Here is a 26,975-nt window from a genome sequence, read left to right as displayed (position 1 = left end):
ACAACAAAAATATAATTTTAATGAGTATATATGTTTAATTTAAACCATGAAACAGAATTAAATAAAAGACGTACATTTGCAATTATTTCTCATCCTGATGCTGGTAAAACTACGATCACCGAAAAAATGTTATTATTAGGAAAAATTATTCGAACTGCTGGTACTATTAAAGGGCGTGGAAATGGAAAATTTGCAAAATCAGATTGGATGAAAATTGAGAAAGAACGAGGAATTTCTGTAACTACTTCTGTTGTTCAATTTACATATAAAAATATTTTAATAAATTTATTAGATACACCAGGTCATGAAGATTTTTCAGAAGATACATATCGTATTCTTACAGCTGTAGATTGTTGTATTGTAATTATTGATGCTGCAAAAGGAATAGAAGAACGAACACAAAAATTAATTAATGTTACTCGTATTAATAAAACTCCTATTATTACTTTTATTAATAAATTAGATCGTGATAGTCGAGAACCTATTGAGTTAATTGATGCAATTGAAAAAGAATTTGAATTATCTTGTATTCCTATTACATGGCCTATTAGTTGTGGAAAAAATTTTAAAGGTGTATATCATATTTATGATAAAATATTAAACTCATATGATAATATGATAGAACAAAAAAATTTTTATTTTCCAATTAAAGATTTTTCTCATTTATTTACCATGTTATTAAAAAAAAATATTGATTCAAATTTATCATTAAAAATATGTGAAGAATTAGAATTAATTAATCATATATATCCTATATTTGATAAAAACAACTTTTTAAAAGGTGATATAACACCTATTTTTTTTGGTAGTGCATTAAAAAATTTTGGTATTAACCATTTGTTAATGAGTTTAATCAATTGGGCGCCTTCTCCTCTTTCTCGTCAAAGCAATAAACGAATAGTTTGTCCAAAAGAAAAAAACTTTACTGGTTTTATATTTAAAATTCAAGCTAATATGGATTTAAAACATCGTGATCGTATAGCATTTATGAGAATTGTTTCTGGTCAATATCAAAAGGGAATAAAATTGAGGCATGTAAGAATAAAAAAGGATATAATTATTTCTGATGCACTTTCTTTTGTTGCAGGTGATAGATTTTTAATTGATCACGCTTATCCTGGTGATGTAATTGGTTTACATAATCATGGAACTATTAAAATTGGCGATACTTTTACACAAGGAGAAGAAATTAAATTTATTGGTATACCTAGTTTTGCTCCTGAAATATTTCGTTCAATTATTTTAAAAAATCCTCTTCAAAAAAAACAGTTAAAAAAAAGTTTAGTACAATTATCAGAAGAAGGAGCTGTACAAGTATTTTATCCTATTGTAAATAATTATATAATTTTAGGAGCAATAGGTACTTTACAATTTGATGTAGTTATTCATCGATTAAAAGTTGAATATAAAATAGATGCAATATATAAAAAAGTTAATATTGTTTTGGCTCGTTGGATTTCATCTGATAGTCCTGATAGTATAAATTTGTTTATCAAAAAAAATAGTTCTTGTATAGCATTAGATAATATTAATCATTTAATATATCTTGCGCCAAATATTATAAATTTAAATATGGTAATGTCTCGATATCCAGATATTATATTTAATCAAATTAAAGAGCATTAATATTTTATATAAAAATATTAATTATATTTATTTTATATCATTATATGAGATAAGAAATGAAACGAGTTTTTTTAATGATTTTAGATTCTTTTGGGATAGGTTCTAGTCATGATGCGGATAAATTTAATGATGTTGGGTCTAATACATTTGGCCATATAGCAGAGGCATGTTTTTTAGGAAAGGCAAACGTTGAACGGAGAGGAAATTTATATATTCCTAATTTAATGAAATTAGGTATAGCAAATGCTTTTAAAGAATCTACTGGTCAATTTCCATTAGGCTTAAATAAAACTACAAATATAATTGCTAGTTATGGATATGCAAGTGAAATTTCTTCTGGAAAAGATACTACTTCAGGTCATTGGGAAATTGCAGGAGTTCCAGTATTAGATAATTGGTTCTATTTTAAACAAAAAAATAATAGTTTTCCTGTAAAAATATTAAAAGCAATTTTAAAAGAATCAAATTTGTCAGGTTTTCTTGGAAACTGTCATGCATCTGGTACTGATATTTTATTAAATTTAGGTGAAGAACATATAAAAACAGGAAATCCTATTTTTTATACTTCATCCGATTCTGTTTTTCAAGTAGCTTGTCATGAAGTTTATTTTGGATTATCTAAACTTTATAAATTATGTGAAAATATTAGAATTATTTTAGATAAAAATCATTATAATATTGCAAGAGTTATCGCTAGACCTTTTATTGGTGATACGGCATTAAAATTTCAACGCACAGGTAATAGACGTGATTTATCTTTAAAACCTTTTCAAAAAACTGTAATGGAAAAATTAATTGAAGAAAAAAATGGTAAAGTTATTGCTGTTGGTAAAGTATCTGATATTTATGCAGGAGTTGGGATTAGTAAATCAGTTAAAGCAGTTGGTTTAAATGAATTATGTAATAAGACTATTGAAGAAATAAAATCATCAAGTAATAATACACTGGTTTTTACTAATTTTGTAGATTTTGATTCATCTTGGGGTCATCGGCGTGATGTTTCAGGATATGCTAAGGGGCTTGAATTTTTTGATTCTAGATTATTAGAGATTATTAATTTAGTTAAAAAAGAAGATTTATTAATTATAACTGCAGATCATGGTTGTGATCCTACTTGGATAGGTACAGATCATACTAGAGAAAATATTCCTATACTAATTTATTCTCCAAGTATAAATAGTCATTGTTTAGGTCATCGTACAACTTTTTCTGACATAGGTCAAACAATTGCAAAGCATTTTTGTTTATCGAGTATGCAATATGGAATAAATATGGTTTAAAGTTTTTAAATAGTAATAATAGTTGTATAAAAAAGGAAAACAATTAGTGTCTACTCCTCATATTAATAGTAAAAAAAATGATTTTTCAAAAATAGTTTTAATGTGTGGTGATCCTATACGGGCGAAGTATATAGCTGAAAATTATTTAAAAGATTATCACCAAATCAACAATACTCGTTTAATGCTTGCTTATACTGGATATTTTAAAAATAAAAAAATTTCTATTATGAGCCATGGTATTGGTATACCATCTGCTATTCTTTATGTAAAAGAATTAATTTTAGAATATAAGGTAAAAAAAATTATTCGGGTTGGAACCTGCGGTACTATTAATCATAATATTGCATTACGTGATATTATTATAAGTATGGGTGCTTGTACTGATTCAAAAGTAAACAGAATAAATTTTAATAATCATGATTTTTCTGCAATTGCAGACTTTCATATGTTATACAATGCAGTAAAAATTGCGAAAAAAATAAATATTAAAGTTCATGTTGGTAATTTTTTTACAACAGATTCTTTTTATAATGATGATAAAAAGATGTTAAATATTTTGAATAAATATAATATTCTAGGAATAGACATGGAGACTTCAGGAATTTATGCAGTAGCTTCTGAATTAAATGCAAAAGCATTGTCAATATGTACTGTTTCTGATCATATAATTAAGAAAGAAAAAGTTTCTTCTAAAGATAGAGAATCAGGCTTTAATGATATGATTAAAATTGCTTTAGAATCTACTTTATTAGATGATGAAATAATATAATTTTTTGGTGAGAAAGGGATTCGAACCCTTGATACGTTTCCATATACACGCTTTCCAGGCGTGCTCCTTAAGCCTCTCGGACACCTCACCATAAATATATAAATATAGTAATATAATAATCTAAAAGAATAAAATACGTCAAGTCATTTTATAAAAATAACTTTTTTATAAAGAAAGAATATAATAATTTAATTTTATAATGTATATTATACATTCTAATAATTTCTTCTTTGATACAAATTTCAATATATACTTTTATAATGTTTTTATTTATGATAATTAATAATTTTTAATGAATTATATTAATATATAATATTTTAAATAATTTATTTTTAATATGCGTTTACGTCCTGCCAGCAAATTATTGCTGAGCATTGGTGTTATTCACGAGTTATTTTAGCAATTAGTAATAAAAAAATGGCAGAAAAGCGAAATATTTTTCTTATTGGACCTATGGGTGCTGGAAAAAGCACTATTGGTCGTGAGTTATCTAAACAATTAAATATGGATTTTTATGATTCAGATCATGAGATTGAAAAACGTACTGGTGCTGATATAAATTGGGTGTTTGATGTAGAAGGTGAGAGTGGTTTTCGTGAACGAGAACGTAAGATTATTAATGAATTGACAAATAAATATGGTATTGTTCTTGCAACAGGGGGAGGTTCAATTAAATTTAAAGAAAATCGTAATATTTTATCATCTCGTGGAATAGTTATATACTTAGAAACAACGATTGACAAACAATTATTAAGAACAAAAAGAGATAAAAAAAGACCGTTGTTACAAGTAAATACTGCAAGTCGTATTATATTAGAAAAATTAGCTTATGAACGTAATTGTTTATATGAAGAAATTGCAGATATTGTAGTTCAAACAGATGATCAAAGTGCTAAATCTGTAGCTTATTATATTATAAATTTATTAGAGAAGATGTAAATAATATACTTAGAATAAAATCATAAATGGAGTATAAAAACTTTGGAAAAGATTAATGTTATTCTAGGAAAGCGAAGTTATCCTATTAGTATAGGATCCGGTATTCTTCAAGAAGATAATATTTTTTGGCCTTTAGAACCTGGCAATCAAGCTATGTTGGTAACGAATAAGACGCTAGCTAATCTTTTGAAAGATACAGTTTTTTATCATTTAAGAAAATCAGGTATAAGAGTAGATCAAGTGATTCTATCTGATGGTGAGCAGTATAAAACATTAAATGAAATGGAATTAATTATTTCATCATTATTAGAAAAAAAACATGCTCGTGATACTACTTTAATTGCTTTGGGTGGGGGAGTTATAGGTGATTTAACTGGTTTTGCAGCATCTGTTTATCAACGCGGTGTGCGTTTTATTCAAATTCCTACTACTCTTTTATCACAAGTAGATGCTTCAGTAGGTGGAAAAACAGCTGTTAATCATTTACTTGGTAAAAATATGATTGGATCTTTTTGGCAGCCATCGTCTGTAATTATTGATATTGATTGTTTAAGTACGTTACCATTTAATGAGTTAATTTCAGGGATCGCGGAAGTAATAAAATATGCTATTCTTTTTGATGCTTGTTTTTTTGAATGGATTGAAAAAAATATTGATCAATTATTAACACTAAATCATAAAGCCATATCATATTGTATTAAAAAATGTTGCGAGTTAAAAGCTAATTTAATTTCTTCTGATGAAAGGGAAAATAATTTAAGAGCATTATTAAATTTTGGACATACATATGGTCATGCTATTGAAGTTCATACTGGTTATGGTAGCTGGTTACATGGTGAAGCGGTATCAGTTGGTATGATTATGGCTGCACGAACTTCAGAATTATTAGGTTATTTAGATAAAAATGATTTTAAACGAATATTATTTTTACTAAAAAAAACTGGTTTACCTGTTAAAGGACCAAAAAATATGTCTGCTGCTTCTTATCTTCCTTATATGATAAGAGATAAAAAAGTTATTTCAGGGGAAATTAGATTAGTTTTACCATTATCTATTGGAAAAGCCAAAATTATATCCGGTATTGATAAAAATATTATTTTAACTTCTATTAAATATTCTCAATAAATTTTATTTTACATTATGTATTAAATATATAATATGAAAAATACAATAAGTTTAAATAAATATATATTGAAATATAAAAATTATAGTATTTTTTGTTTTAATATTTATATTTATCAAGTATAATTTTATCATAAATAATATTTTATATTATTTTAAAAAATATTCTATTTTAGAATATAGTTTTCATTTTTTATAGAATTTTAGATTATAAAAATTTTTTAATTTTTTTATTATATCGAAAATTTTTTATTTATAGTACAATCTTAATATTTTATTGGTTGTACTATTAATGCTTTTAAAATAATATAAAAATAGGAAAATATAGTGAAAAAATTTTTTTTAGCTCCATCAATTTTATCTGCTAATTTTGCACGTTTAGGAGAAGATATACAAGATGTTATCAATGCTGGTGCAGATTTAATACATTTTGATGTTATGGATAATCATTATGTACCTAATTTAAGTATAGGTCCAATGGTTTTAGAATCATTACGTAATTATAATATTAACATCCCTATTGATGTACATTTAATGGTAAAACCAGTAGATAATTTAATTCCTCAATTTGCTAAAGCTGGAGCGACTTTTATTACATTTCATCCAGAATCAACTTATGATATCGAACGCACTATTAATTTAATTAGAGATCATGGATGTAAAGTAGGGCTAGCGTTTAATCCTTCTACACCGCTTTCTTTTCTTGATTATACTATGAAAAAGCTAGATTTAATTTTATTAATGTCAGTGAGTCCAGGATTTAGTAATCAATCATTTATACTATCTACTATTAATAAATTACGTGAAGTACGAAAACGTATTGATTCTTATGCATCTAATATTCTTTTACAAGTAGATGGAGGGGTAAAATTAGATAATATTTCTGAAATATCATTTGCTGGTGCAAATGTTTTTGTTATGGGTTCAGGTATATTTCAATATCCAGATTACAAAATAATCATTGATAAAATTCGTCAAGAATTAAAAAATTCTTATTTTAGAGCTATTCATTAATTTATAGATTGATTAGGGTTAATATGATTGATTCTAAACCAATATTATTTAGTGCAGTACAACCTTCTGGTCAATTAACTCTTGGTAATTATATTGGCACTATACGCCATTGGTCTAAAATGCAAGATGATTATGAGTGTTTATATTGTATTGCCGATTTACATGCATTAACCACATTAAATAATCAAACATTTTTAAATGAATCTATATTAGATACTATCGCTTTATATTTAGCATGTGGAATAGATCCAAATAAAAGTATTATTTTTATACAATCTCATGTTGTTCAGCACTGTCAATTAAATTGGATCTTAAATTGTTTTAGTAATTTTAGTGAGTTATTTAGAATGACACAATTTAAATCAAAAAAAAATAATAATACTATAAATCAAACAAATCTAGGTATATTTACTTATCCTATATTAATGGCAGCAGATATTTTATTGTATCAAACTAATTTTGTTCCAGTTGGCAAGGATCAAAAGCAGCATTTAGAATTAGTACGTGATATAGCAAATCGTTTTAATTTTATATACAATGGTATTTTTACTGTTCCAGTTCCTTTAATTCATAAATATGGTTCTAAAATTATGTCTTTATTAGAACCAAAAAAAAAGATGTCTAAATCAGATAAAAATCAAAATAATACAATATTTTTACTTGATACAGAAGAGTCTATTTTATTAAAAATTAAAAATGCTATAACTGATTCAGAAAAACCTGCTAAAATATATTATGATATCGAAAAAAAATCTGGTATTTCTAATTTATTAGATATTTTATCTGCTATTACTAATAAAAAAATTTCTTGTTTAGAAAAAGAGCTAGAAGGAATGAGGTATTCTGAATTTAAAAATATTCTTGCAATTACATTATGTAATTTTTTATCTAAAATAAAAGATTCTTATTTATACTATAGGAATAATACAGTGTACTTAAAAGAAGTTGCATATAATGGATCCATACAAGCTCGTTTAAAAGCTGATTTAACTTTAAATAAAATATATTCAAAATTAAAATTTCTTACTATTTCTTAAATAAACCAGAATTATTTATTTTTTCTAGTTTATTTAGTAGATATTTTTAAAAAAAATATATTTTTTATATTTATAACAATATTTTTTTGACAAAAAATATATTATTTAAATAAATTAATATAGATATTAAAAAAACTATTGCATAAAATATATTGGTACTTATTAAAGTTGTATATAAACCATATTTTTGTACAATAGGACTCGTAACAATAAATGTCAATAATGTACCAATAGTACCAAATAATAAAATAATATTTATTATTTTAGGAGAGGGTTTTTGAGTTTCTAAAGAAGCTAAGGTAATAATTATAGTATAAATTGCGCTAGAAAAAAAACCTAAACTAATTATAATATACTTTAATATTAAATAATTAGTATTATGAATAAAATAATACATTAGTATTGTCGATAGACCTGTAAGTACAATAAAAACATGATTTAGATTAAAAAATTTAATAACAATACTAAAAAACCACATTCCAATCATATATGACATCCAAAAATGACTGACTAGAGTCGCAGTATTTTGAATATTTATATTTATTATTTTAGTAGTATATTGTGGAATCCAAGAAATAAATCCTAATTGTCCTAAAATATATAATAATGCTGATATTGATAATAGGAATATATTTAATCCCCATTTTTCTATATTTTCTTGATTTTCTTTATTTTTTTTTATTAATTTTGGAAATTTTAAATTTAATGAAAAAATCATAATTAATGCATAAATACTACCTATAACAATATAAATCCAGTACCATAATATTTTTTTTTCTAATAAATATACAGTAATCATTGGAAATATCATACCAGACATACTAAAAAAAGAATCGGTAATTAATAATTTAGAACCTCTTTCTGTACCTGAATACAAGTAAGTAATAATAAATGTACCAATAGACATTGTAATACCACTAACTAATCCTAGTATAAATAGATTAATAGAAAAAAATAGTATGTTATGAGTATATAACATTCCTATAGTGGCTATCATGGTAAGTATAAAACCAAACATAATTTGTATTTTTAGTGATATTATTTCCATTAGCCATGCATTCATTAGAATAGCAATTAATATACCAGCGTTTAAAAAGGTAAATGTATTACTCATTTTTGATATAGAAAGATGAAAATAATTTGCAATATTACCCATAATCATGCCAGTAACTACAATTAATGCTCCAGTGAAAGCATATGAAAAAAAACTAATCCATGTAAGTCCTATTTGATTAATGTTTTTCATGATTTTATCACCTACTTTTAAAAATATTTAAAAAACATGAAGATTATTCTCAAATTATTAAGATATTTTCATGAAAATAAATAATTCTTTTATATTACATTAAAAAAATTAGTTTAAATGTATTTAGATATAATGTATATTTTATTTTTTATATAAATTAATATATATAAAATATAAATAATATTTTTATAAAATACTTTAAAATAATTATATATTATATCTTTTATAAAATATTTATTTTTTATTAGTACAATTAGAATTTTCCATAAAAATATTTTTATTTTTTATTTTATTTTTTGATCAAAAATTTTTATATATTCTAAATAATAGTATTGAAAAATTTGATGTTGATTAAATATCATTCATGGCAAGAGTATATAGTGTTATTATATTTTTTTCAGTACAATATGTATTAAAATTAATTATAATCAATAAAATAGATAAATAAATTATCATGCAAGATTTATATTATAATAATTTTTATTTCTTATACATTAATTTATAATTTATATATTTATTATTATTTAAAAATAAATATAATAAGAATAATATTTTAATATAATTATAAAATACTTCATGTATTTTCGGAGTTATCATGATACTTCTATTATTAAAAAGAATAATATTATTTTTCATAATATTATATATTCCACAATCACTTTCTGAATTTTCTTCACTTACGACACCTTTAGAACCTGTTTCTCAAAAACAATCATTTTTTGATAATCATGATGAAAAATTAAGCTATTCATTAGGTGTTTCTCTGGGTGATTATATAAATCAATCTTTTGAAAAACAAAAAAAAATAGGTATTCCATTAAATAAATCTCAATTATTACTAGGAGTGCAAGATGCTATTTTAAATAAATTAAAATTATCTAATGATGAAATTGTTTCAAATCTTAAAGAACTGGAAGTAAAACTTAAGTATTTTGCAAAAATTGAATTAGAAAAAGATGCTCAGAAAAATCTGAGAGAAGGTGAATTATATATGAATAAATTTTCTCATATGAAAGGTGTTCAAAAAACATCTACTGGTCTTTTATATTTTATTAAAGAAAAAGGTGAAGGTATAAAAATAACAAACAATACTAAAATTACTGTTCATTATAAAGGGACGTTAGTCAATGGTACAGAATTTGATAATTCATATATAAGAAAAAAACCTGTATCATTTTTTTTAAAAGATGTAATATTAGGATGGCAAGAAGGTTTAAAATATATTATGAAAGGCGGTAAAATTAAATTAGTTATACCACCACATTTAGCATATGGTGAAAAAGGAATAAATTTAATTCCAGGAAATTCCACTATTATTTTTGATATTGAATTATTAGATGTTATTGAAGAGGTATAAGTATAAATACAAATTGACTATCTCTTGTTATATTATGATAAATTAATCTATTTTAAATAAATTTATATATATTCAGGTATCATATGCTGAAAATTAGTTATACAATCTTAGTTACTGGTTCTGCTTATGGTACGCAGAATGCAAGTAGTGCTTTTTTATTTTGTAAATCTATTATTAAACTCAATCATATTTTATATAGTATTTTTTTTTACTGCGACGGTGTATATAATTCAAATAGAATGATTCAACCAGCTGTAGATGAGTTTAATTTAATGCAAGCATGGAAAATGTTAAATAAAAAATACAATATAAAATTATATGTTTGTATTAGTTCAGCTTTAAGACGAGGGATTATTGAAGATAAAAAAAATTCTGGACTAGATATAGAAAAAGGTAATATTGATACTAGTTTTCAAGTGAGTGGATTAATAGAATTAGCTGATTCTATACAAAAATCTGATCGTACAATTCAATTTTAATCTAAAATATAAATTATAAAATGAAGTTAATTTCTTTTGTATTTTCTTATGTTCCACATGGTACTAGTTTTGGTCGCGAAGGATTAGATGCTATTTTAGGTACTTCTTTAATAATGACTAAAATTAATGTTTTTTTCATTGGAGATGGAGTTTTTCAGTTAATCAAAAATCATAAAACAAAAAATATTTTAGCACGTAATTATGTATCTTCTTTTCCTATTTTATCTTTATATAATATTACAAATTTTTATTGTTGTAAAAAATCATTACAAGAAAGAGGTTTAAAGTATCATATTGACTTTATATTGAAAATAAAAATTTTAGAATTAGATATATTGCGTGTTAAATTAGAAAATTGTGATTGTATTATAAACTTTTAAGGTATCAAGATGTTACATACTTTAATGCAATCTCCTTTTAAAGCAAATATTTCATTAATGATTAATATGCTTAAAAAATCTGATGATTTTTTAGCATTACAAGATGGAGTATTAATTTCGTTAAATAGTAATATTTTTTTAAAAAGTATAATATTTTCTAATGCTGGTTTATATGTATTAAAAGAAGATGTCTATGCTCGTGGATTAGATAAAAATATTTCTAGTAAATTTCAATTGATAGATTATATACATTTTGTTTCATTAACAATAAAAAATAAAAAACAGATGAACTGGTAATAAAATTTTTTATTTATTTTCATTATTGTAAGTCCAATCTTAAAACTCAATTTAATAACTTATTATCTTCACTATATTAATATTTATTCAAAAAAAATTAATGATAAAATAGGAGTTTTTATGGCCACAGTCAATCAATTGGTCCGTAATCCTCGTTCACATAAAGTAACGAAAAGTAATGTTCCAGCTTTATCTAGTAGTCCTCAAAAACGTGGTGTTTGTATTAGAGTATATACAACTACACCGAAAAAACCTAATTCTGCATTACGTAAAGTATGTCGTGTAAGATTAACAAATGGTTTTGAGGTAACTGCTTATATCGGTGGAGAAGGGCATAATTTACAAGAACATTCTGTTATTTTAATCAGAGGTGGAAGAGTAAAAGATTTACCCGGAGTACGTTATCATATTGTTAGAGGAGCGCTAGATTGTGCAGGAGTAAAAGAGCGAAAAAAAGGTCGTTCTAAATATGGAGTAAAAAAACCTAAAAAATAAAGATATAATATTTAAAATTTTTAAATAAAAAATAATTTAAAATAAATATCATTATCTCAGCATATTGGAGTTTTTATGCCACGTCGTCGAATTATAGGTTCTCGTAAAATATTACCAGATCCGAAATTTTCTTCAGAATTATTAGCAAAATTTATTAATATTTTAATGATAGATGGTAAAAAATCTATTGCAGAACATATTGTATATGCTGCACTTAAAAATCTTTCAAAACGTATAGATAAAAAAGAATTAGAAGCTTTTGAAATAGCTTTAGAACATGTTCGACCAACAGTAGAAGTAAAATCTCGTCGCGTTGGTGGTTCTACTTATCAAGTACCAGTAGAAGTTCGACCAGTGAGAAGAAATGCACTAGCCATGCGCTGGATTGTAGAATCTGCACGTAAAAGAGGAGATAAATCAATGTCTCTTCGTTTATCTAATGAGTTACATGATGCAGTCGATAACAAAGGAGCGGCAGTAAAAAAAAGAGAAGAAGTACATCGGATGGCAGAAGCCAATAAAGCGTTTGCACATTATAGATGGTAATTTTAGGACTATTAAGTATTAAGAGATTTTATATTTTTAGTTTTTTAATTTAATATGATTTATAAAGTACTAAATTATAAAAAATTTAACATAAGAGAAAGATAATGGCTCGTATAACACCTATTTCTCGGTATCGTAACATTGGTATTAGTGCCCATATTGATGCAGGTAAGACAACTACAACAGAAAGAATTTTATTTTATACTGGGATTAACCATAAAATTGGTGAAGTACATGATGGTGCTGCTACCATGGATTGGATGGAGCAAGAACAAGAAAGAGGTATTACTATTACATCAGCAGCTACTACTGCATTTTGGAGTGGTATGGCTAAGCAATTTAAGTCTCATAGAATTAATATTATTGATACGCCAGGGCATGTAGATTTTACTGTAGAAGTAGAACGTTCAATGCGTATTTTAGACGGTGCGGTAATGGTATATTGTGCTGTTGGTGGTGTACAACCTCAATCAGAAACAGTTTGGCGACAGGCAAATAAATATAATGTACCTCGTATTGCTTTTATTAATAAAATGGATCGTATGGGTGCAAATTTTTTAGAAGTTGTTAAACAGATAAAAAAAAAATTAGGAGCAAATCCTGTTCCTTTACAATTAGCGATTGGTTCAGAAGAAAATTTTACAGGTATTATAGATCTTATTAAGATGAAATCTATTTATTGGAAGGAATCAGATCAGGGTGTGACTTTTACATATGATAAAATTCCTGAAGAAATGCAATTTTTAGCAGATAAATGGCATAAAAATTTAATAGAATCTGCAGTAGAATCTAATGAAGATTTAATGGAAAAATATTTAAATGGTACTATAATTTCTGAAGACGAAATTAAATCTGAATTAAGAAAGCGTTCTTTAAACAATGAAATAACGTTAGTGACATGTGGTTCAGCTTTTAAGAATAAAGGAGTTCAAGCATTATTAGATGCGATCATTGAATATTTACCTGCACCTAATGATGTTCAAGATATTAAAGGAATATTAAGTGATGAAAATAGTACTTTTTCGATTAGATCTTCTAATGATCAAGAGCCATTTTCAGCTTTAGCATTTAAAATTTCTACAGATCCTTTTGTTGGTAATTTAACTTTTTTCAGGGTATATTCTGGAGTGGTTAAATCAGGTGATACTGTTTTTAATTCTGTCAAATCTCAACGGGAGAGATTTGGTAGGATTGTTCAAATGCATGCAAATAAAAGAGAAGAAATTAAAGAAGTATACTCAGGTGATATAGCAGCTGCAATTGGTTTAAAAAATGTTACTACAGGTGATACTTTATGTGATCTTAATCAACCAATTATTCTTGAAAAAATGGATTTTCCAGAACCTGTTATATCTATTGCAGTTGAACCTAAAACTAAAATAGATCAAGAAAAAATGAGTTTAGCATTGGGTCGATTGGCTAAAGAAGATCCTTCTTTTAAAGTTAGAACTGATCAGGAATCTAATCAAACAATTATTTCTGGTATGGGTGAATTACATTTAGAAATTATTATTGATCGTATGAAACGAGAGTTTAGTGTTGAGGCTAACATTGGTCAACCTCAAGTTGCATATCGTGAGACAATTCTGAACAAAGTATCTGATATTGAAGGTAAACATATTAAACAATCTGGTGGAAGAGGTCAGTATGGTCATGTTGTAATTGAAATTTTTCCATTAGAACCGGGTGGTACTGGATATTTATTTATTAATGATATTAAAGGTGGTGTGATACCTGGTGAATATATTTCTGCAATTGATAAAGGTATCCAAGAACAATTAAAATATGGTCCATTAGCTGGATATCCTGTAGTAGATATTGGTGTTCGTTTATATTTTGGTTCTTATCATGATGTAGATTCTTCTGAATTAGCATTTAAATTAGCAGCTTCGATTGCTTTTAAAAAGGGGTTTAAAAAAGCAAAACCAATATTATTAGAGCCTATTATGAAAGTAGAAGTAGATACACCAGATGATTATATGGGTGATGTAATAGGTGATTTAAATCGTCGTAGAGGTGTGATTGAAGGAATGGAAAATCTTTCAATAGGAAAAATTATTAATGCACGAGTTCCTCTATCTGAAATGTTTGGTTATGCTACTGATCTTCGTTCGCAAACTCAAGGACGAGCTTCTTATTCTATGGAATTTTTAAAATATGTAGAAGCACCATTTCATATTGCAAATAATATTATTGAAAAACGAGATAAATAAAAATATTTTATTATATATAATATGCAATATTTCCTTAATAATATATTCTAGAGATTAAAAAGATGTCTAAAGAAAAATTTCAACGATTAAAACCACATATAAATGTTGGTACTATTGGTCATGTTGACCATGGAAAAACTACATTAACAGCTGCTATTACTACTGTTTTAGCAAAAAAATATGGAGGTTCAGCACGTGCTTTTGATCAAATAGATAATGCTCCAGAAGAAAAGGCAAGAGGGATAACTATTAATACTTCTCATGTAGAGTATGATACTTCATTAAGACATTATGCTCATGTTGATTGTCCAGGACATGCTGATTATATTAAGAATATGATTACAGGTGCTGCTCAAATGGATGGTGCTATTTTAGTTGTTGCTGCAACTGATGGTCCAATGCCTCAGACAAGAGAGCATATTTTACTTGGCAGACAAGTGGGTGTACCATATATTGTTGTTTTTTTAAATAAGTGCGATATGGTAGATGATGAAGAATTATTGGAATTAGTAGAAATGGAAGTTAGAGATTTATTAACACAATATGATTTTCCAGGTGATGATACACCAATTATTCGGGGATCAGCATTAAAAGCATTAGAAGGTGATGCACATTGGGAAGAAAAAATTGTTGATTTAGCAAAATTTTTAGATACTTATATACCAGAGCCTAAACGTGCAATTGATCAGCCTTTTTTATTACCTATAGAAGATGTTTTTTCTATTTCGGGAAGAGGTACTGTAGTTACTGGAAGAGTAGAAAAAGGTGTCATTAAGGTTGGTGAAGAAGTTGAAATTGTAGGGATTAAAAAAACATCTAAAACTACATGTACTGGTGTAGAAATGTTTAGAAAATTATTAGATGAAGGTCGTGCAGGAGAGAATGTCGGAGTCTTATTAAGAGGTACAAAGCGTGATGAAATTGAACGTGGGCAAGTATTAGCAAAGCCGGGTAGTATTCATCCTCATACAACATTTGAATCTGAAGTTTATGTTTTATCTAAAGAAGAAGGTGGTCGTCATACGCCTTTTTTTAAAGGATATCGTCCACAATTTTATTTTAGAACGACTGATGTAACAGGTTCCATTGAATTACCAGAAGGTGTAGAAATGGTGATGCCAGGAGATAATATAAAAATGGTTATTACTTTAATTAATCCAATTGCAATGGCAGAAGGATTACGATTTGCTATACGAGAAGGTGGTCGTACTGTGGGAGCTGGAGTAGTGTCTAAAGTTTTAAGTTGATTTTTATTATATTTTTTTTTATACTAAATTGAATTTATTAAGAAAAGAGTATATATGCTCTTTTCTTGAATGATAATTTCGCAGTCTATTAAAATACTCCTAATAAAGGAGTTATAATAACTAATTACATCTATTTTCTATATTAAAAGAAAATGGGGTCATATTTTAGTGTGTATATAATTGGAGTTCTGGTCTAATGCAGAACCAAAGAATTCGTATTCGTTTAAAAGCTTTTGATCATAGATTAATTGATCAATCCACTGCAGAAATTGTAGAAACAGCAAAAAGAACAGGTGCTCAAGTGCGTGGACCTATTCCTCTTCCGACTCGTAAAGAGCGGTTTACTATTTTAATTTCTCCTCATGTTAATAAAGATGCGCGTGATCAATATGAAATTCGTACCCATAAGCGCTTGATTGATATTGTAGAACCTACTGAAAAAACTGTTGATGCACTGATGCGTTTAGATCTTGCTGCTGGTGTAGATGTGCAAATCAGCCTAGGTTAATCAAAATGGATACATGATTAAGGGGTTGAAAATATGATTGGTTTAATTGGAAAAAAGATTGGAATGACTCGTATTTTTACTGAAGAAGGAATTTCTATTCCGGTAACAGTAATTGAAATTAAAGAAAATCGTATTACACAAATTAAAAATATGAATACTGATCGATATTGTGCTATTCAAGTGACTACTGGTATAAAAAAAACAAATAGATTAAAAAAACCAATTTCAGGACATTTTTTAAAATCGGGAGTATTACCTGGTCGTGGTTTATGGGAATTTAGGATTAACGATAATCAAAAATTTACAGTAGGTCAAAAAATTAATATTAATCTTTTTTTAGATGTTAAAAAAGTAGATATAACGGGTATTTCTAAAGGTAAAGGTTTTTGTGGAACAGTAAAGCGTTGGAATTTTCATACGCAGGATGCAACACATGGAAATTCTTTATCACATAGAGTGCCAGGTTCAATTGGTCAAAACCAAACGCCAGGTAGGGTATTTAAAGGAAAAAAAATGGCAGGGCATTTAGGTAATACTCGTGTAACCATACAAAGCTTAAAGATCGTACGAATTGATCAAAATCGCAATTTACTTTTAGTAAAAGGTGCTGTTCCTGGTGCTACTGGTAGTAATCTTATTGTTAAAAAAGCTATTAAGATTTAAGGATTGAGGAATAAAGTATGGAATTAGTAGTTAAAGACGTACAGAGTGTTCTTAATGTTTCTGAAACTATTTTTAATCGTGATTTTAATGAACCTTTAATTCACCAAGTTGTTATTGCTTATTCAGCATCGAATCGTCAAGGTACTCGATCTCAAAAAACTCGTGGTGAAGTTTCTGGTTCAGGTAAAAAACCATGGCGTCAAAAAGGTACTGGTCGTGCACGAGCAGGATCATTAAGAAGTCCTATTTGGCGATCAGGGGGTGTAACATTTGCCTCTAAACCTCAAGAACACAGTCAAAAAGTTAATAAAAAAATGTATCGAGGTGCATTAAAAAGTATTTTTTCTGAGTTAATTAGGCAAAAAAGATTAATAGTATTTGAAACTTTTTCATTACATGAGCCTAAAACTAAACTGTTAGTAGAAAAATTAGAAAATATTAAATTAAAAAATGTTCTTATAATTACTTATGGAATAGATAATAACTTATTTCTTGCTTCTAGAAATATTCATTCTGTAGATGTGAAAGATGTTCATTTTATAGATCCGATAAGCTTAATTGCATTTAACAATGTTATTATTACAGTTAAATCTATAAGAAAAATTGAGGAAATGTTATCATGATTTCTGAAGAGCGTTTATTTAAAATATTAATTTCTCCGCATGTATCTGAAAAATCATCTATTTCTACAGAAAAATTTAATACTATTATTTTAAAAGTGTCCAATGATGCTACTAAGTATGAGATAAAATATGCAATTCAAAAATTATTTGAAATTAAAGTGCATAATGTGAATACTGTACAAATAAAAGGAAAAAATAAACGTCAATCTAATAGAATTATACATCGTAGTAATTGGAAAAAAGCTTATATTAAAGTAAAAAAAGGTCAAAATTTAGATTTCATAAGTAATATAGAGTAGTCGGAGGTAAGAACAATGGCAATTGTTAAATGCAAACCGACATCTCCGGGTCGTCGTCATGTTATAAAAGTAGTGAATAAAGATTTATATAAAGGAAATCCATGTTCTGCATTGTTAGATAAAAAGAATAAAAGTGGAGGACGTAATAATCATGGTCGAATTACTACTCGTCATATTGGTGGTGGACATAAAAAATCTTATCGAATAATAGATTTTAAACGTAATAAGGATAATATTGAAGCTGTTGTAGAAAGACTAGAATATGATCCTAATCGTTCTTCAAATATTGCTTTAATATTATATAAAGATGGTACAAGAAGATATATTTTAGCACCTAAAGATTTAAAAATAGGAAGTACTGTTATTTCAGGCATGACTGTTCCAATTAATATTGGTAATACTTTACCAATTAAAAATATTCCTGTAGGAATTTTTATTCACAATGTGGAAATGCGACCGGGTAAAGGCGGTCAGATAGCACGCTCCGCTGGAAGTTATGTACAACTAGTCGCTTGTAGTGAAAATTATGCTACATTAAGATTGCGATCAGGAGAAATGAGAAAAATTGAATCCAATTGCAGAGCTACTATTGGTGAAGTAGGAAATTCTGAACATATGTTAAAAGTATTAGGAAAGGCAGGTGCATCACGTTGGGCGGGTATTCGTCCTACGGTTAGAGGAACCGCTATGAATCCAGTAGATCATCCACATGGGGGTGGAGAAGGAAGAAATTTTGGAAAACATCCAGTTAGTCCTTGGGGATTGCAAACAAAAGGTAAAAAAACTCGTAAAAATAAACGTACTGAAAAATTTATTTTACGCCATCGTAAAAAATAATATTAGAGTATAATTTTATGCCACGTTCTCTTAAGAAAGGTCCATTTATTGATGTTAGTTTATTAAAAAAAGTAGAAAAAGCTCTCAAAATAAATGATAAAAAAATTTTAAAAACTTGGTCACGACGTTCAACTATTTTTCCTAATATGGTAGGTTTAACTATATCTGTTCATAATGGTCGACAACATATTCCAGTATTTATTACAGAAGAAATGGTTGGACATAAATTAGGTGAATTTTCATTAACGCGTACTTATAGAGGACATGTTGCGGATAAAAAAATTAAAAAACGTTAAATATAAGAAGAGAAAACATGGAAACTATAGCACAACATCGTCAAGCACGTTCTTCTGCGCAAAAAGTTCGTCTTATTGCGGACTTAATTCGTGGAAAAAAAGTACCTAAAGCTTTAAATATTTTAAATTATGTAAATAAAAAAGCAGCTTTATTAGTAAAAAAAGTCTTAGAATCAGCTATAGCTAATGCAGAACATAATGATGGTGTTGATATAGATCAATTGAAAATAAAAAAAATATTTGTTGACGAAGGCACTACTATGAAAAGAATGATGCCACGGGCTAAAGGTCGTGCAGATCGTATTTTAAAGAGAACTAGTCATATTACTGTGATTGTTTCTGATCATTAATATTTTTGGAGAAGTAGTAGATGGGTCAAAAAGTACATCCTAATGGTATGCGATTAGGCATAGTGAGAAAATGGAATTCGGTTTGGTTTTCAAATAGTAAAGATTTTGCGAATAATTTAGATAGTGATTATAAAGTACGTCAATTTTTAATGAAAGAATTGATTAAAGCATCAATTTCACGAATTATTATTGAAAGACCATCTAAAAGTATTAGAGTTACTATTTATACAGCTAGACCGGGTATAGTAATAGGTAAAAAAGGAGAAGATGTAGAGAAATTACGAGTTGTAATTGCTAAAATTACTGGTGTTCCAGCACAAATTAATATATCTGAAGTACGAAAGCCAGAACTAGATGCAAAATTAGTGTCTGATAATATTACATCACAATTAGAAAGAAGAGTTATGTTTCGACGTGCTATGAAAAGATCAGTGCAAAATGCTATAAGACAAGGTGCTCAAGGAATTAAAGTTGAAGTTAGCGGTCGTTTAGGAGGCGCTGAAATAGCACGAAGAGAGTGGTACAGAGAAGGAAGAGTTCCTTTACATACTTTACGTGCAGATATTGATTATAGTGTTTCTGAAGCGCATACGACATATGGAGTTATTGGTGTAAAAGTATGGATTTTTAAAGGTGAAATTTTAGGTGGTATGGCAGCTATTGAAAAAATGGAAAAACCTATAGTTCAAACGAAAAAACAACATCGTAAAAATCGAAAGTAAGGAGAGGTTTTTAATGTTGCAACCAAAACGTACTAAATTTCGTAAAATGCATAAAGGTCGGAATCGTGGTTTATCTATTGGTTCTAATATTGTTTTTGGTACCTTTGGTTTACAAGCAATTGATAGAGGACGATTAACTGCTCGTCAAATTGAATCTGCTCGAAGAGCGATAACAAGATCTATGAAAAGACAAGGTAAAATATGGATACGTATTTTTCCTGACAAGCCTATTACTCAAAAACCATTAGAAGTTAGAATGGGAAAAGGAAAAGGTAATGTTGAATATTGGGTAGCTTTAATTCAGCCAGGAAAAATTCTTTATGAATTAGATGGAATATCTGAATTAGAATCCCGTGCTGCATTAAAATTAGCAGCATCAAAATTGCCGATTAAAACTATTTTTATTACTAAAATGGTAATGTAATGACAATTATTTTAGAATTACGTAAAAAAAATAAAAAAGAATTAAATGTAGAATTATTACATTTTTTACGAGAGCAGTTTAATCTTCGTATGCAAGCTATTTCTGGAAAGTTAAAACAACCACATTTGTTGCGTAAAGTAAGAAAAAATATTGCACAAGTGAAAACATTATTGACTCAAAAAGAAGAATAATACAATGGAAAAAGTTAAAATTTTACGAGGTTGTGTAAAAAAAAATAAAATGATGAAGTCTATTGTAGTCCATATTGAAAGATTTGTAAAACATGCAATGTATGGAAAATTTATTAAGCGTACTACAAAATTACATGTACATGATGAGAAAAATGAATGTTCGGTTGGTGATGTTGTAGAAATACGTGAATGCAGACCAATTTCTAAAACAAAATCTTGGACTTTAGTTCGTATTATCGAAAAAAATATTTTTTAATACAATTCTAAAAACATGAACAAGCTTAGGTCTGCTCATGTTTTCTGTACAATAAAAATATAACTAGTGTTATAATAAAATGTCTAATAATTAATTAAAAATTATATATTATTAATTTTTTTATATTATTTCCATCATTTGGAATTAAAAATATGATTCAAGAACAAACTATTTTAAATGTAGCTGATAATTCTGGTGCTCGTCGTGCTATGTGTATTAAAGTTTTAGGCGGTTCTCGTCGACGTTATGCAAATATTGGAGATATCATTAAAATTACTATTAAAGAAGCAATACCAAGAGGAAAAGTAAAAAAAGGTGAAGTTTTAAAAGCAGTTGTAGTAAGAACTAAAAAAGGAGTAAGACGATCTGATGGTTCTATCATACGTTTTGATAATAATGCTTGTGTTGTTTTAAATAATAATGAACAACCTATTGGAACTCGTATTTTTGGACCTGTTACTCGTGAATTAAGAACAGAAAAATTTATGAAAATTATTTCATTAGCTCCTGAAGTTCTTTAATAAATAAATTTATTTAAAAGGTATTTTTCATATGGCATTAAAATTCCGTTGTAATGATGAAATTATTATATTAACTGGAAAAGATAAAGGAAAACAAGGTATTATTAAAACTATTTTACGTTCTAAGAATAATTTTGATAATACAAAAGTAATTATTACTGGTCTTAATTTAGTAAAAAAACATCAAAAACCTGTTCCATCAGAGAATAAAAGTGGTGGTATTATAGAAAAAGAAGCACCAATTCAAATATCCAATATTGCTATTTTCAATCCAGAATCTAAAAAATCTGATCGTGTTGGATTTAGATTTGAAGAAGGAAAAAAAGTACGTTTTTTTAAGTCCAATAATAAAATTATTAAATAAATTAGGTTTTGGAGTAATATGATGGAAACATTGTATCAATATTATAAATCGGTAGTAATACAGGAATTGATGTTGAAACTAAAATATACTTCTATTATGCAAGTTCCTAAAATTGACAAAATTACTTTAAATATGGGTGTTGGTGCTGCAGCTACTAATAAAAAAATTTTAGATCATGCAATTTTAGATTTAACTGCTATTTCAGGTCAAAAGCCTTTTATTACAAAAGCTCGTAAATCAGTTTCTGGTTTTAAGATTCGTCAAGGTTATCCTATTGGATGTAAAGTAACATTACGTGGTCAAAGGAAATGGGATTTTTTTGAGCGTTTAATTATGATTGCTATACCTCGTATACGCGATTTTAGAGGTCTTTCAAAAAGTTCTTTTGATGGTCAAGGAAATTATAGCATAGGCATTAAAGAGCAGATTATTTTTCCTGAAATTGATTATGATAAAATTGATCGAATTCGCGGATTAGATATAACTATTACAACAACTGCAATATCTGATTATGAAGGTCATGCATTATTGTCGTCTTTTAATTTTCCTTTTCGTAAGTAATAAAGGTGTTTTATGGCTAAACAATCTATGAAAGAAAGAGAGAAAAAACGTATAATATTGGCTAAAAAATTTTATGTTGAGCGTTCGACATTAAAAAAAATTATTTCTAATATTAGATTGCCTGAAGAAGAGCGTTGGCATGCAGTATTAAAATTACAAATGTTTCCTCGTGATTCTAGTCCATCACGCCAGAGAAATAGATGTCGACAAACCGGTCGTCCACATGCTTTTTTACGTAAATTTGGATTAAGTCGAATAAAAGTAAGAGAAGCGGCCATGAAAGGCGAAATTCCTGGTTTAAAAAAATCTAGTTGGTAAAATAAATCTTTTTTATGGAGTATATAATGAGTATGCAGGATCCAATAGCAGACATGTTAACTCGTATTCGAAATGGTCAATCAGCTAATAAGTATTCTGTTATTATGCCTGCTTCTAAATTAAAAAAATCAATTGTTGAATTATTAAAAAAAGAAGGATATATACAAGATTTTCATATTAAAGGAGATACTAAATTAGAATTAGAAATTTTTTTAAAATATTTTAAAGGAAAATCTGTTATAGAAAGTATTCAACGTATTAGTCGTCCAAGTTTAAGAATATACAAGAAAAAAAATAAATTACCTAAAGTTATGGCTGGTTTGGGAATAGCGGTAATTTCTACTTCTCAAGGAGTTATGACAGATCGTAGAGCTCGCCAAGTTGGTCTTGGTGGTGAAATTGTTTGTTATATAGCTTAATGGAGAAATAATGTCTCGTATTGCTAAGCGTCCAATTATTGTTCCTTCTAATATTGTTGTAGAATTAGATGCACAATATATATTAATTAAAGGAAAATATGGTCATCTTTCACGTATAATTCATGATTCAGTAGAAATAAAATATATAAATAAAAAAATAATTTTTTCATCACGTCTTAATCATGTTGATGGATGGGCACAAGCAGGTACATCAAGAGCATTAGTGAATTCTATGATTATTGGTGTATCAGAAAAATTTATGAAAAAATTACAATTATCTGGCGTAGGGTATCGTGTTTCTATTACAAAAAATAATGTAATCAATATGTCTTTAGGGTATTCTCATATTATTGAATATCAATTGCCTTTAAATATTGATGCAGAAAATCCATCTCCAACTGAAATCATTATTAAAGGAATTGATAAACAACTTGTTGGTCAAATTGCAGCTAATTTACGTTCTTATCGTTTACCAGAGCCTTATAAAGGTAAAGGTATTCGTTATTCCGATGAAAAAATTCGAATTAAAGAAGCTAAGAAAAAATAATATGAATATTTTTATAAATAAAAAAAGTGATTCTCGAATACGCCGATCTGTTAAAATACGTTGTAAATTGAGAAAATTGAATGCTATACGATTAGTAGTACATCGTACATCACGTCATATTTATGCTCAAGTTATTTCACCAATTGAATCTAAAGTATTAGTTACAGCTTCAACATTGGAAAAAAATATTAATTATCATTTAAAATATACTGGTAATAAAGAAGCAGCATCAATTATTGGTAAAATTATTGCAGAAAGATCTTTAAAAAAAGGTATTATTTCTCTTTCTTTTGATCGATCTGGTTTTAAATATCATGGTCGAATAAAGATATTAGCAGAATCTGCACGTGAAGCTGGGCTTAAGTTTTAAGGTAAAATGATCATATGTCTAATATTGAAAAGAAAAATAACAATGATTTACAAGAAAAATTAATTTCAGTCAATCGTGTTTCAAAAACAGTAAAAGGTGGTCGTGTTTTTTCTTTTACAGCGCTTACTGTGGTAGGTAATGGAGAAGGTAGAGTAGGATTTGGTTATGGAAAAGCACGTGAAGTTCCAGCTGCTATTCAAAAAGCTATGGAAAAAGCAAGACGTAATATGATTTCCATACCGTTAGTTAAAAAAACTTTACAGCATTCATTAAAAGGCTCTCATACTGGATCAAATATCTTTATGAAACCTGCTTCAGATGGTACTGGAATTATTGCAGGTGGAGCTATGCGTGCAGTATTGGAGGTAGCTGGAATACATAATGTTTTAGCTAAAACTTATGGTTCTACTAATCCTATTAATGTTGTTCGAGCAACAATTAATGGTTTAAAAAAAATGCAATCTCCAGATATGATTGCTGCGAAAAGAAATAAGTGTATCGAGGATATATTAGGATAATATTTATTTTATGAAAAATATTAAAATCACGCAGATTAAAAGTGCAATAGGAAGATTACCTAGTCATAAAAAAACATTATTAGGATTAGGGCTTCGTCATATTGGACACACAGTAATTCGAAAAGATACCCCTTCTCTTCAGGGTATGATAAAAAAAATTTCTTACATTTTAAAGATACAAGAGGAATAGAAAGATGCATTTAAATACTCTTTCTCCTGCATTAGGAGCGTATAAAAATCGCAAACGGGTAGGTCGTGGTATTGGTTCTGGTTTTGGAAAAACTGCAGGTCGTGGTCATAAAGGTCAAAAATCTCGATCAGGGAGTAGTATTCGTCGAGGATTTGAAGGAGGACAAATGCCTTTATATAGAAGATTACCAAAATTTGGATTTCATTCTCATAAAAAAAATATTACTACAGAAGTTCGTTTATCAGATATATCAAATTTATCTACTAATATTATTGATTTATGTATTTTAAAGAAAAATAATATTATCAAGAAAAAAGTAAAATATGTCAAAATAATTTTTTCTGAAAAAATTACAGTTCCTTTAATTATCAGAGGTTTACGTGTAACTAAAGGAGCTCGTATTGCAATTGAAAATTTTGGTGGTAAAATTGAAGGATAATTAGTCAATAATGGTTAAGAATTTAGGATTAGATCTAAAAAGTAGCAAAAAAGGTGTGACTGAACTTAAGCAAAGAATTATTTTTGTTTTACTGGCTTTAATTATTTTTCGCGTTGGTTCTTTTATTCCTATTCCAGGTATTGATACCACAATATTATCTAATGTATTACATCATCATACAGGAACAATTGTAGAGATGTTTAATATGTTTTCGGGTGGATCTTTAAGTCGTGCTTCTATTTTTGCTCTTGGCATCATGCCATATATATCAGCTTCGATTATTATACAATTATTAACCTTAGTATATCCTAGATTATCTGAGATTAAAAAAGAAGGTGAATCTGGTCGTAATAAAATTAATCAATATACTCGTTATGCTACTTTAATATTAGCTTTTTTTCAATCTATAGGAATAGCTACCAGTTTACCTAGTATATCAGGTATACACAATATTATTATTAATCCTAGTTTTCTTTTTTATTTGACTGCTATTATTAGTTTAGTAACTGGTACAATATTTTTAATGTGGCTTGGTGAGTTAATTACTGAATGTGGTATTGGTAATGGTATTTCAATTATTATTTTTATTGGTATTATAGCAGGATTACCATCATCCATTAGTCATACTATTGAACAAACAAGACAAGGTAATTTACATTTTTTATTATTTTTATCAGTTTTAATATTAATATTTTCTGTTATTTTCTTAGTTGTTTTTATTGAACGTGGTCAAAGAAAAATTACTGTTCATTATGCACAGCGTCAAAAAGGACGTCGTATTTATTCTGCTCAAAGTACTCATTTACCTTTAAAAGTAAATATGTCTGGGGTAATACCCGCAATTTTTGCTTCTAGCGTGGTTTTATTTCCTGTTACAATTATATCTTGGTTTAACATTAGTCATCAATGGTATTTTTTTAAATTAATATCTTTTTATTTAAAACCAAATCAGCCTATATATTTAATATTATATATTAGTGCAATTATTTTCTTTTGCTTTTTTTATACTGGATTAGCATTTAATTCTCGTGAAACAGCAGATAATTTAAAAAAATCTGGTGCTTTTATTTCTGGTATCAGACCTGGAGAGCAAACTGCTAAATATATTAATAAAATTATATTACGTTTAACCTTAATAGGATCATTATATATTAGTTTTATTTGCTTAATACCAGAATTTATGAGAAATGCAATGAATGTTCCATTTTATTTTGGTGGTACATCTTTATTAATTGTTGTAGTAGTAATTATGGATTTTATTACTCAAATTCAAACTTTAATTATGTCAAATCAATACGAATCTGTATTAAAAAAAGCAAATTTTTATTAATATAGTATTGTGGATAAATTTAGTATTTAAGGAAAATAATGAAAGTACAAGCTTCAGTAAAAACATTGTGTCGAAATTGTAGAATTATACGTAGAAAAAATGTTGTAAGGGTAATTTGTAGTAATGATCCCAAACATAAACAACGTCAAGGTTAATTTTTTTATATAATTTTTTAAAATTAT

39 protein-coding genes and 1 tRNA gene are annotated in these 26,975 nt (G+C 27.3%); 38 read left to right on the top strand and 2 right to left on the bottom strand.

The annotated features are described in order from the left end of the window. Positions 1 to 30 precede the first annotated feature (30 nt). Genes ACOI1G_RS00710 through deoD form a run of 3 tightly spaced genes read left to right on the top strand, consistent with a single transcriptional unit; the run spans position 31 to position 3,675 of the window. Complete coding sequence (locus ACOI1G_RS00710; RefSeq protein ID WP_422667425.1) at positions 31 to 1,626, top strand: peptide chain release factor 3; 1,596 nt, start codon at positions 31 to 33, stop codon at positions 1,624 to 1,626. A 56-nt stretch (positions 1,627 to 1,682) separates the two neighbouring features. After that, positions 1,683 to 2,906, top strand: coding sequence for a phosphopentomutase (locus ACOI1G_RS00705; protein ID WP_422667424.1), 1,224 nt, complete (start codon positions 1,683 to 1,685; stop codon positions 2,904 to 2,906). Between the two features lie 46 nt (positions 2,907 to 2,952). Further along, positions 2,953 to 3,675 carry a purine-nucleoside phosphorylase gene (gene deoD / locus ACOI1G_RS00700; protein ID WP_422667423.1) on the top strand — a complete coding sequence of 241 codons (723 nt, stop codon included), beginning with the start codon at positions 2,953 to 2,955 and terminating at the stop codon, positions 3,673 to 3,675. Between the two features lie 5 nt (positions 3,676 to 3,680). Here the strand turns inward: deoD and ACOI1G_RS00695 are convergent. After that, a tRNA-Ser gene (locus ACOI1G_RS00695) sits at positions 3,681 to 3,765 on the bottom strand. Positions 3,766 to 4,092: 327 nt separating this feature from the next. Here ACOI1G_RS00695 and aroK point away from each other — a divergent pair. The 4 genes from aroK (at position 4,093) to trpS (ending at position 7,787) form a co-directional block, all read left to right on the top strand. Next, entirely contained in the window at positions 4,093 to 4,614 is a 522-nt protein-coding gene (gene aroK, locus ACOI1G_RS00690; RefSeq protein ID WP_422667422.1) for a shikimate kinase AroK, read from the top strand. A gap of 42 nt (positions 4,615 to 4,656) precedes the next feature. Next, positions 4,657 to 5,739 carry a 3-dehydroquinate synthase gene (aroB, locus tag ACOI1G_RS00685; RefSeq protein WP_422667421.1) on the top strand — a complete coding sequence of 361 codons (1,083 nt, stop codon included), beginning with the start codon at positions 4,657 to 4,659 and terminating at the stop codon, positions 5,737 to 5,739. Positions 5,740 to 6,063: 324 nt separating this feature from the next. Further along, positions 6,064 to 6,750 (top strand): ribulose-phosphate 3-epimerase, encoded by a 687-nt coding sequence (rpe, locus tag ACOI1G_RS00680; RefSeq protein WP_422667420.1) that lies wholly within the window; start codon positions 6,064 to 6,066, stop codon positions 6,748 to 6,750. Positions 6,751 to 6,773: 23 nt separating this feature from the next. Continuing rightward, positions 6,774 to 7,787: a tryptophan--tRNA ligase gene (trpS, locus tag ACOI1G_RS00675; protein ID WP_422667419.1), complete on the top strand. Its 1,014-nt coding sequence runs from the start codon at positions 6,774 to 6,776 to the stop codon at positions 7,785 to 7,787. 70 nt (positions 7,788 to 7,857) lie between these two features. Here trpS and tsgA read toward each other — a convergent pair whose 3' ends face one another. Beyond that, complete coding sequence (gene tsgA / locus ACOI1G_RS00670; protein WP_422667418.1) at positions 7,858 to 9,033, bottom strand: MFS transporter TsgA; 1,176 nt, start codon at positions 9,031 to 9,033, stop codon at positions 7,858 to 7,860. 595 nt (positions 9,034 to 9,628) lie between these two features. Between tsgA and fkpA the strand changes: the two genes are divergently transcribed. The 31 genes from fkpA (at position 9,629) to rpmJ (ending at position 26,948) form a co-directional block, all read left to right on the top strand. Next, positions 9,629 to 10,390: an FKBP-type peptidyl-prolyl cis-trans isomerase gene (gene fkpA, locus ACOI1G_RS00665; protein ID WP_422667417.1), complete on the top strand. Its 762-nt coding sequence runs from the start codon at positions 9,629 to 9,631 to the stop codon at positions 10,388 to 10,390. A gap of 92 nt (positions 10,391 to 10,482) precedes the next feature. Continuing rightward, positions 10,483 to 10,869 (top strand): sulfurtransferase complex subunit TusD, encoded by a 387-nt coding sequence (gene tusD / locus ACOI1G_RS00660; RefSeq protein WP_422667572.1) that lies wholly within the window; start codon positions 10,483 to 10,485, stop codon positions 10,867 to 10,869. 20 nt (positions 10,870 to 10,889) lie between these two features. After that, entirely contained in the window at positions 10,890 to 11,249 is a 360-nt protein-coding gene (gene tusC, locus ACOI1G_RS00655) for a sulfurtransferase complex subunit TusC (protein ID WP_422667416.1), read from the top strand. 9 nt (positions 11,250 to 11,258) lie between these two features. After that, positions 11,259 to 11,546, top strand: coding sequence for a sulfurtransferase complex subunit TusB (gene tusB, locus ACOI1G_RS00650; protein ID WP_422667415.1), 288 nt, complete (start codon positions 11,259 to 11,261; stop codon positions 11,544 to 11,546). Between the two features lie 120 nt (positions 11,547 to 11,666). After that, positions 11,667 to 12,041: a 30S ribosomal protein S12 gene (rpsL, locus tag ACOI1G_RS00645; RefSeq protein ID WP_422667414.1), complete on the top strand. Its 375-nt coding sequence runs from the start codon at positions 11,667 to 11,669 to the stop codon at positions 12,039 to 12,041. A gap of 75 nt (positions 12,042 to 12,116) precedes the next feature. After that, on the top strand, positions 12,117 to 12,587 hold the full coding sequence (rpsG, locus tag ACOI1G_RS00640) for a 30S ribosomal protein S7 (protein WP_422667413.1): 471 nt from the start codon (positions 12,117 to 12,119) through the stop codon (positions 12,585 to 12,587). Positions 12,588 to 12,691: 104 nt separating this feature from the next. Next, positions 12,692 to 14,800 carry an elongation factor G gene (gene fusA / locus ACOI1G_RS00635; protein ID WP_422667412.1) on the top strand — a complete coding sequence of 703 codons (2,109 nt, stop codon included), beginning with the start codon at positions 12,692 to 12,694 and terminating at the stop codon, positions 14,798 to 14,800. 62 nt (positions 14,801 to 14,862) lie between these two features. Beyond that, positions 14,863 to 16,047: an elongation factor Tu gene (gene tuf, locus ACOI1G_RS00630; protein ID WP_422667411.1), complete on the top strand. Its 1,185-nt coding sequence runs from the start codon at positions 14,863 to 14,865 to the stop codon at positions 16,045 to 16,047. Positions 16,048 to 16,243: 196 nt separating this feature from the next. After that, positions 16,244 to 16,555 carry a 30S ribosomal protein S10 gene (gene rpsJ, locus ACOI1G_RS00625; RefSeq protein WP_011054015.1) on the top strand — a complete coding sequence of 104 codons (312 nt, stop codon included), beginning with the start codon at positions 16,244 to 16,246 and terminating at the stop codon, positions 16,553 to 16,555. 33 nt (positions 16,556 to 16,588) lie between these two features. Next, entirely contained in the window at positions 16,589 to 17,218 is a 630-nt protein-coding gene (gene rplC, locus ACOI1G_RS00620) for a 50S ribosomal protein L3 (protein WP_422667410.1), read from the top strand. 17 nt (positions 17,219 to 17,235) lie between these two features. Next, entirely contained in the window at positions 17,236 to 17,841 is a 606-nt protein-coding gene (rplD, locus tag ACOI1G_RS00615) for a 50S ribosomal protein L4 (protein ID WP_422667409.1), read from the top strand. After that, on the top strand, positions 17,838 to 18,140 hold the full coding sequence (gene rplW, locus ACOI1G_RS00610) for a 50S ribosomal protein L23 (RefSeq protein ID WP_422667408.1): 303 nt from the start codon (positions 17,838 to 17,840) through the stop codon (positions 18,138 to 18,140). The genes rplD and rplW overlap by 4 nt, the downstream gene beginning before the upstream one ends. Before the next feature lie 15 nt (positions 18,141 to 18,155). Further along, the gene (rplB, locus tag ACOI1G_RS00605) at positions 18,156 to 18,977 is read left to right on the top strand and encodes a 50S ribosomal protein L2 (RefSeq protein WP_422667407.1); all 822 of its coding nucleotides are present in this window, start codon (positions 18,156 to 18,158) and stop codon (positions 18,975 to 18,977) included. Positions 18,978 to 18,994: 17 nt separating this feature from the next. Continuing rightward, on the top strand, positions 18,995 to 19,273 hold the full coding sequence (gene rpsS, locus ACOI1G_RS00600) for a 30S ribosomal protein S19 (protein WP_422667406.1): 279 nt from the start codon (positions 18,995 to 18,997) through the stop codon (positions 19,271 to 19,273). A gap of 17 nt (positions 19,274 to 19,290) precedes the next feature. Continuing rightward, a complete protein-coding gene (gene rplV, locus ACOI1G_RS00595; RefSeq protein ID WP_422667405.1) occupies positions 19,291 to 19,623 on the top strand; it encodes a 50S ribosomal protein L22 in 333 nt (110 codons plus the stop codon). A gap of 20 nt (positions 19,624 to 19,643) precedes the next feature. Beyond that, positions 19,644 to 20,345, top strand: a complete 702-nt coding sequence (rpsC, locus tag ACOI1G_RS00590) for a 30S ribosomal protein S3 (RefSeq protein WP_422667404.1) — start codon at positions 19,644 to 19,646, stop codon at positions 20,343 to 20,345. Between the two features lie 13 nt (positions 20,346 to 20,358). Further along, complete coding sequence (gene rplP / locus ACOI1G_RS00585; RefSeq protein WP_422667403.1) at positions 20,359 to 20,769, top strand: 50S ribosomal protein L16; 411 nt, start codon at positions 20,359 to 20,361, stop codon at positions 20,767 to 20,769. Continuing rightward, positions 20,769 to 20,960: a 50S ribosomal protein L29 gene (gene rpmC, locus ACOI1G_RS00580; RefSeq protein ID WP_422667402.1), complete on the top strand. Its 192-nt coding sequence runs from the start codon at positions 20,769 to 20,771 to the stop codon at positions 20,958 to 20,960. The genes rplP and rpmC overlap by 1 nt, the downstream gene beginning before the upstream one ends. A gap of 4 nt (positions 20,961 to 20,964) precedes the next feature. After that, on the top strand, positions 20,965 to 21,216 hold the full coding sequence (gene rpsQ, locus ACOI1G_RS00575) for a 30S ribosomal protein S17 (RefSeq protein WP_422667401.1): 252 nt from the start codon (positions 20,965 to 20,967) through the stop codon (positions 21,214 to 21,216). A 152-nt stretch (positions 21,217 to 21,368) separates the two neighbouring features. Then, positions 21,369 to 21,737 (top strand): 50S ribosomal protein L14, encoded by a 369-nt coding sequence (gene rplN / locus ACOI1G_RS00570; RefSeq protein WP_422667400.1) that lies wholly within the window; start codon positions 21,369 to 21,371, stop codon positions 21,735 to 21,737. A gap of 31 nt (positions 21,738 to 21,768) precedes the next feature. After that, positions 21,769 to 22,101, top strand: a complete 333-nt coding sequence (gene rplX, locus ACOI1G_RS00565) for a 50S ribosomal protein L24 (protein ID WP_422667399.1) — start codon at positions 21,769 to 21,771, stop codon at positions 22,099 to 22,101. A 21-nt stretch (positions 22,102 to 22,122) separates the two neighbouring features. Beyond that, complete coding sequence (gene rplE, locus ACOI1G_RS00560) at positions 22,123 to 22,662, top strand: 50S ribosomal protein L5 (protein WP_422667398.1); 540 nt, start codon at positions 22,123 to 22,125, stop codon at positions 22,660 to 22,662. 12 nt (positions 22,663 to 22,674) lie between these two features. Beyond that, positions 22,675 to 22,980 carry a 30S ribosomal protein S14 gene (rpsN, locus tag ACOI1G_RS00555; RefSeq protein ID WP_422667397.1) on the top strand — a complete coding sequence of 102 codons (306 nt, stop codon included), beginning with the start codon at positions 22,675 to 22,677 and terminating at the stop codon, positions 22,978 to 22,980. Positions 22,981 to 23,006: 26 nt separating this feature from the next. Beyond that, positions 23,007 to 23,399 (top strand): 30S ribosomal protein S8, encoded by a 393-nt coding sequence (gene rpsH / locus ACOI1G_RS00550; RefSeq protein WP_422667396.1) that lies wholly within the window; start codon positions 23,007 to 23,009, stop codon positions 23,397 to 23,399. 10 nt (positions 23,400 to 23,409) lie between these two features. Beyond that, the gene (gene rplF / locus ACOI1G_RS00545; RefSeq protein WP_422667395.1) at positions 23,410 to 23,946 is read left to right on the top strand and encodes a 50S ribosomal protein L6; all 537 of its coding nucleotides are present in this window, start codon (positions 23,410 to 23,412) and stop codon (positions 23,944 to 23,946) included. Between the two features lies 1 nt (position 23,947). Continuing rightward, positions 23,948 to 24,316 carry a 50S ribosomal protein L18 gene (gene rplR / locus ACOI1G_RS00540; RefSeq protein WP_422667394.1) on the top strand — a complete coding sequence of 123 codons (369 nt, stop codon included), beginning with the start codon at positions 23,948 to 23,950 and terminating at the stop codon, positions 24,314 to 24,316. Between the two features lie 14 nt (positions 24,317 to 24,330). Continuing rightward, entirely contained in the window at positions 24,331 to 24,834 is a 504-nt protein-coding gene (gene rpsE, locus ACOI1G_RS00535; RefSeq protein WP_422667393.1) for a 30S ribosomal protein S5, read from the top strand. Between the two features lie 10 nt (positions 24,835 to 24,844). After that, positions 24,845 to 25,024, top strand: a complete 180-nt coding sequence (gene rpmD, locus ACOI1G_RS00530; protein WP_422667392.1) for a 50S ribosomal protein L30 — start codon at positions 24,845 to 24,847, stop codon at positions 25,022 to 25,024. Between the two features lie 4 nt (positions 25,025 to 25,028). After that, positions 25,029 to 25,463, top strand: coding sequence for a 50S ribosomal protein L15 (rplO, locus tag ACOI1G_RS00525; RefSeq protein ID WP_422667391.1), 435 nt, complete (start codon positions 25,029 to 25,031; stop codon positions 25,461 to 25,463). 10 nt (positions 25,464 to 25,473) lie between these two features. Beyond that, positions 25,474 to 26,793 (top strand): preprotein translocase subunit SecY, encoded by a 1,320-nt coding sequence (secY, locus tag ACOI1G_RS00520; RefSeq protein ID WP_422667390.1) that lies wholly within the window; start codon positions 25,474 to 25,476, stop codon positions 26,791 to 26,793. 38 nt (positions 26,794 to 26,831) lie between these two features. Then, complete coding sequence (rpmJ, locus tag ACOI1G_RS00515; protein ID WP_422667389.1) at positions 26,832 to 26,948, top strand: 50S ribosomal protein L36; 117 nt, start codon at positions 26,832 to 26,834, stop codon at positions 26,946 to 26,948. Positions 26,949 to 26,975: the final 27 nt, after the last annotated feature.

This window comes from Buchnera aphidicola (Pterocomma populeum), from assembly GCF_049314985.1.
GTDB classification, from domain to species: domain Bacteria; phylum Pseudomonadota; class Gammaproteobacteria; order Enterobacterales; family Enterobacteriaceae; genus Buchnera; species Buchnera aphidicola_BQ.
The sequence above is the reverse complement of the archived record's forward strand: the minus strand, read 5'-3'. Positions and strand labels throughout refer to the sequence as shown.

Excerpts from the sequence above, each read along its gene's own strand:
- ACOI1G_RS00710 (WP_422667425.1), top strand. The coding sequence starts at position 31 with ATGTTTAATTTAAACCATGAAACAGAATTAAATAAAAGACGTACATTT.
- ACOI1G_RS00705 (WP_422667424.1), top strand. The coding sequence starts at position 1,683 with ATGAAACGAGTTTTTTTAATGATTTTAGATTCTTTTGGGATAGGTTCT.
- aroK (WP_422667422.1), top strand. The coding sequence starts at position 4,093 with ATGGCAGAAAAGCGAAATATTTTTCTTATTGGACCTATGGGTGCTGGA.
- trpS (WP_422667419.1), top strand. The coding sequence starts at position 6,774 with ATGATTGATTCTAAACCAATATTATTTAGTGCAGTACAACCTTCTGGT.
- tsgA (WP_422667418.1), bottom strand. The coding sequence starts at position 9,033 with ATGAAAAACATTAATCAAATAGGACTTACATGGATTAGTTTTTTTTCA.
- fkpA (WP_422667417.1), top strand. The coding sequence starts at position 9,629 with ATGATACTTCTATTATTAAAAAGAATAATATTATTTTTCATAATATTA.
- tusC (WP_422667416.1), top strand. The coding sequence starts at position 10,890 with ATGAAGTTAATTTCTTTTGTATTTTCTTATGTTCCACATGGTACTAGT.
- tusB (WP_422667415.1), top strand. The coding sequence starts at position 11,259 with ATGTTACATACTTTAATGCAATCTCCTTTTAAAGCAAATATTTCATTA.
- rpsL (WP_422667414.1), top strand. The coding sequence starts at position 11,667 with ATGGCCACAGTCAATCAATTGGTCCGTAATCCTCGTTCACATAAAGTA.
- rpsG (WP_422667413.1), top strand. The coding sequence starts at position 12,117 with ATGCCACGTCGTCGAATTATAGGTTCTCGTAAAATATTACCAGATCCG.
- fusA (WP_422667412.1), top strand. The coding sequence starts at position 12,692 with ATGGCTCGTATAACACCTATTTCTCGGTATCGTAACATTGGTATTAGT.
- tuf (WP_422667411.1), top strand. The coding sequence starts at position 14,863 with ATGTCTAAAGAAAAATTTCAACGATTAAAACCACATATAAATGTTGGT.
- rpsJ (WP_011054015.1), top strand. The coding sequence starts at position 16,244 with ATGCAGAACCAAAGAATTCGTATTCGTTTAAAAGCTTTTGATCATAGA.
- rplC (WP_422667410.1), top strand. The coding sequence starts at position 16,589 with ATGATTGGTTTAATTGGAAAAAAGATTGGAATGACTCGTATTTTTACT.
- rplD (WP_422667409.1), top strand. The coding sequence starts at position 17,236 with ATGGAATTAGTAGTTAAAGACGTACAGAGTGTTCTTAATGTTTCTGAA.
- rplW (WP_422667408.1), top strand. The coding sequence starts at position 17,838 with ATGATTTCTGAAGAGCGTTTATTTAAAATATTAATTTCTCCGCATGTA.
- rplB (WP_422667407.1), top strand. The coding sequence starts at position 18,156 with ATGGCAATTGTTAAATGCAAACCGACATCTCCGGGTCGTCGTCATGTT.
- rpsS (WP_422667406.1), top strand. The coding sequence starts at position 18,995 with ATGCCACGTTCTCTTAAGAAAGGTCCATTTATTGATGTTAGTTTATTA.
- rplV (WP_422667405.1), top strand. The coding sequence starts at position 19,291 with ATGGAAACTATAGCACAACATCGTCAAGCACGTTCTTCTGCGCAAAAA.
- rpsC (WP_422667404.1), top strand. The coding sequence starts at position 19,644 with ATGGGTCAAAAAGTACATCCTAATGGTATGCGATTAGGCATAGTGAGA.
- rplP (WP_422667403.1), top strand. The coding sequence starts at position 20,359 with ATGTTGCAACCAAAACGTACTAAATTTCGTAAAATGCATAAAGGTCGG.
- rpmC (WP_422667402.1), top strand. The coding sequence starts at position 20,769 with ATGACAATTATTTTAGAATTACGTAAAAAAAATAAAAAAGAATTAAAT.
- rpsQ (WP_422667401.1), top strand. The coding sequence starts at position 20,965 with ATGGAAAAAGTTAAAATTTTACGAGGTTGTGTAAAAAAAAATAAAATG.
- rplN (WP_422667400.1), top strand. The coding sequence starts at position 21,369 with ATGATTCAAGAACAAACTATTTTAAATGTAGCTGATAATTCTGGTGCT.
- rplX (WP_422667399.1), top strand. The coding sequence starts at position 21,769 with ATGGCATTAAAATTCCGTTGTAATGATGAAATTATTATATTAACTGGA.
- rplE (WP_422667398.1), top strand. The coding sequence starts at position 22,123 with ATGGAAACATTGTATCAATATTATAAATCGGTAGTAATACAGGAATTG.
- rpsN (WP_422667397.1), top strand. The coding sequence starts at position 22,675 with ATGGCTAAACAATCTATGAAAGAAAGAGAGAAAAAACGTATAATATTG.
- rpsH (WP_422667396.1), top strand. The coding sequence starts at position 23,007 with ATGAGTATGCAGGATCCAATAGCAGACATGTTAACTCGTATTCGAAAT.
- rplF (WP_422667395.1), top strand. The coding sequence starts at position 23,410 with ATGTCTCGTATTGCTAAGCGTCCAATTATTGTTCCTTCTAATATTGTT.
- rplR (WP_422667394.1), top strand. The coding sequence starts at position 23,948 with ATGAATATTTTTATAAATAAAAAAAGTGATTCTCGAATACGCCGATCT.
- rpsE (WP_422667393.1), top strand. The coding sequence starts at position 24,331 with ATGTCTAATATTGAAAAGAAAAATAACAATGATTTACAAGAAAAATTA.
- rpmD (WP_422667392.1), top strand. The coding sequence starts at position 24,845 with ATGAAAAATATTAAAATCACGCAGATTAAAAGTGCAATAGGAAGATTA.
- rplO (WP_422667391.1), top strand. The coding sequence starts at position 25,029 with ATGCATTTAAATACTCTTTCTCCTGCATTAGGAGCGTATAAAAATCGC.
- secY (WP_422667390.1), top strand. The coding sequence starts at position 25,474 with ATGGTTAAGAATTTAGGATTAGATCTAAAAAGTAGCAAAAAAGGTGTG.
- rpmJ (WP_422667389.1), top strand. The coding sequence starts at position 26,832 with ATGAAAGTACAAGCTTCAGTAAAAACATTGTGTCGAAATTGTAGAATT.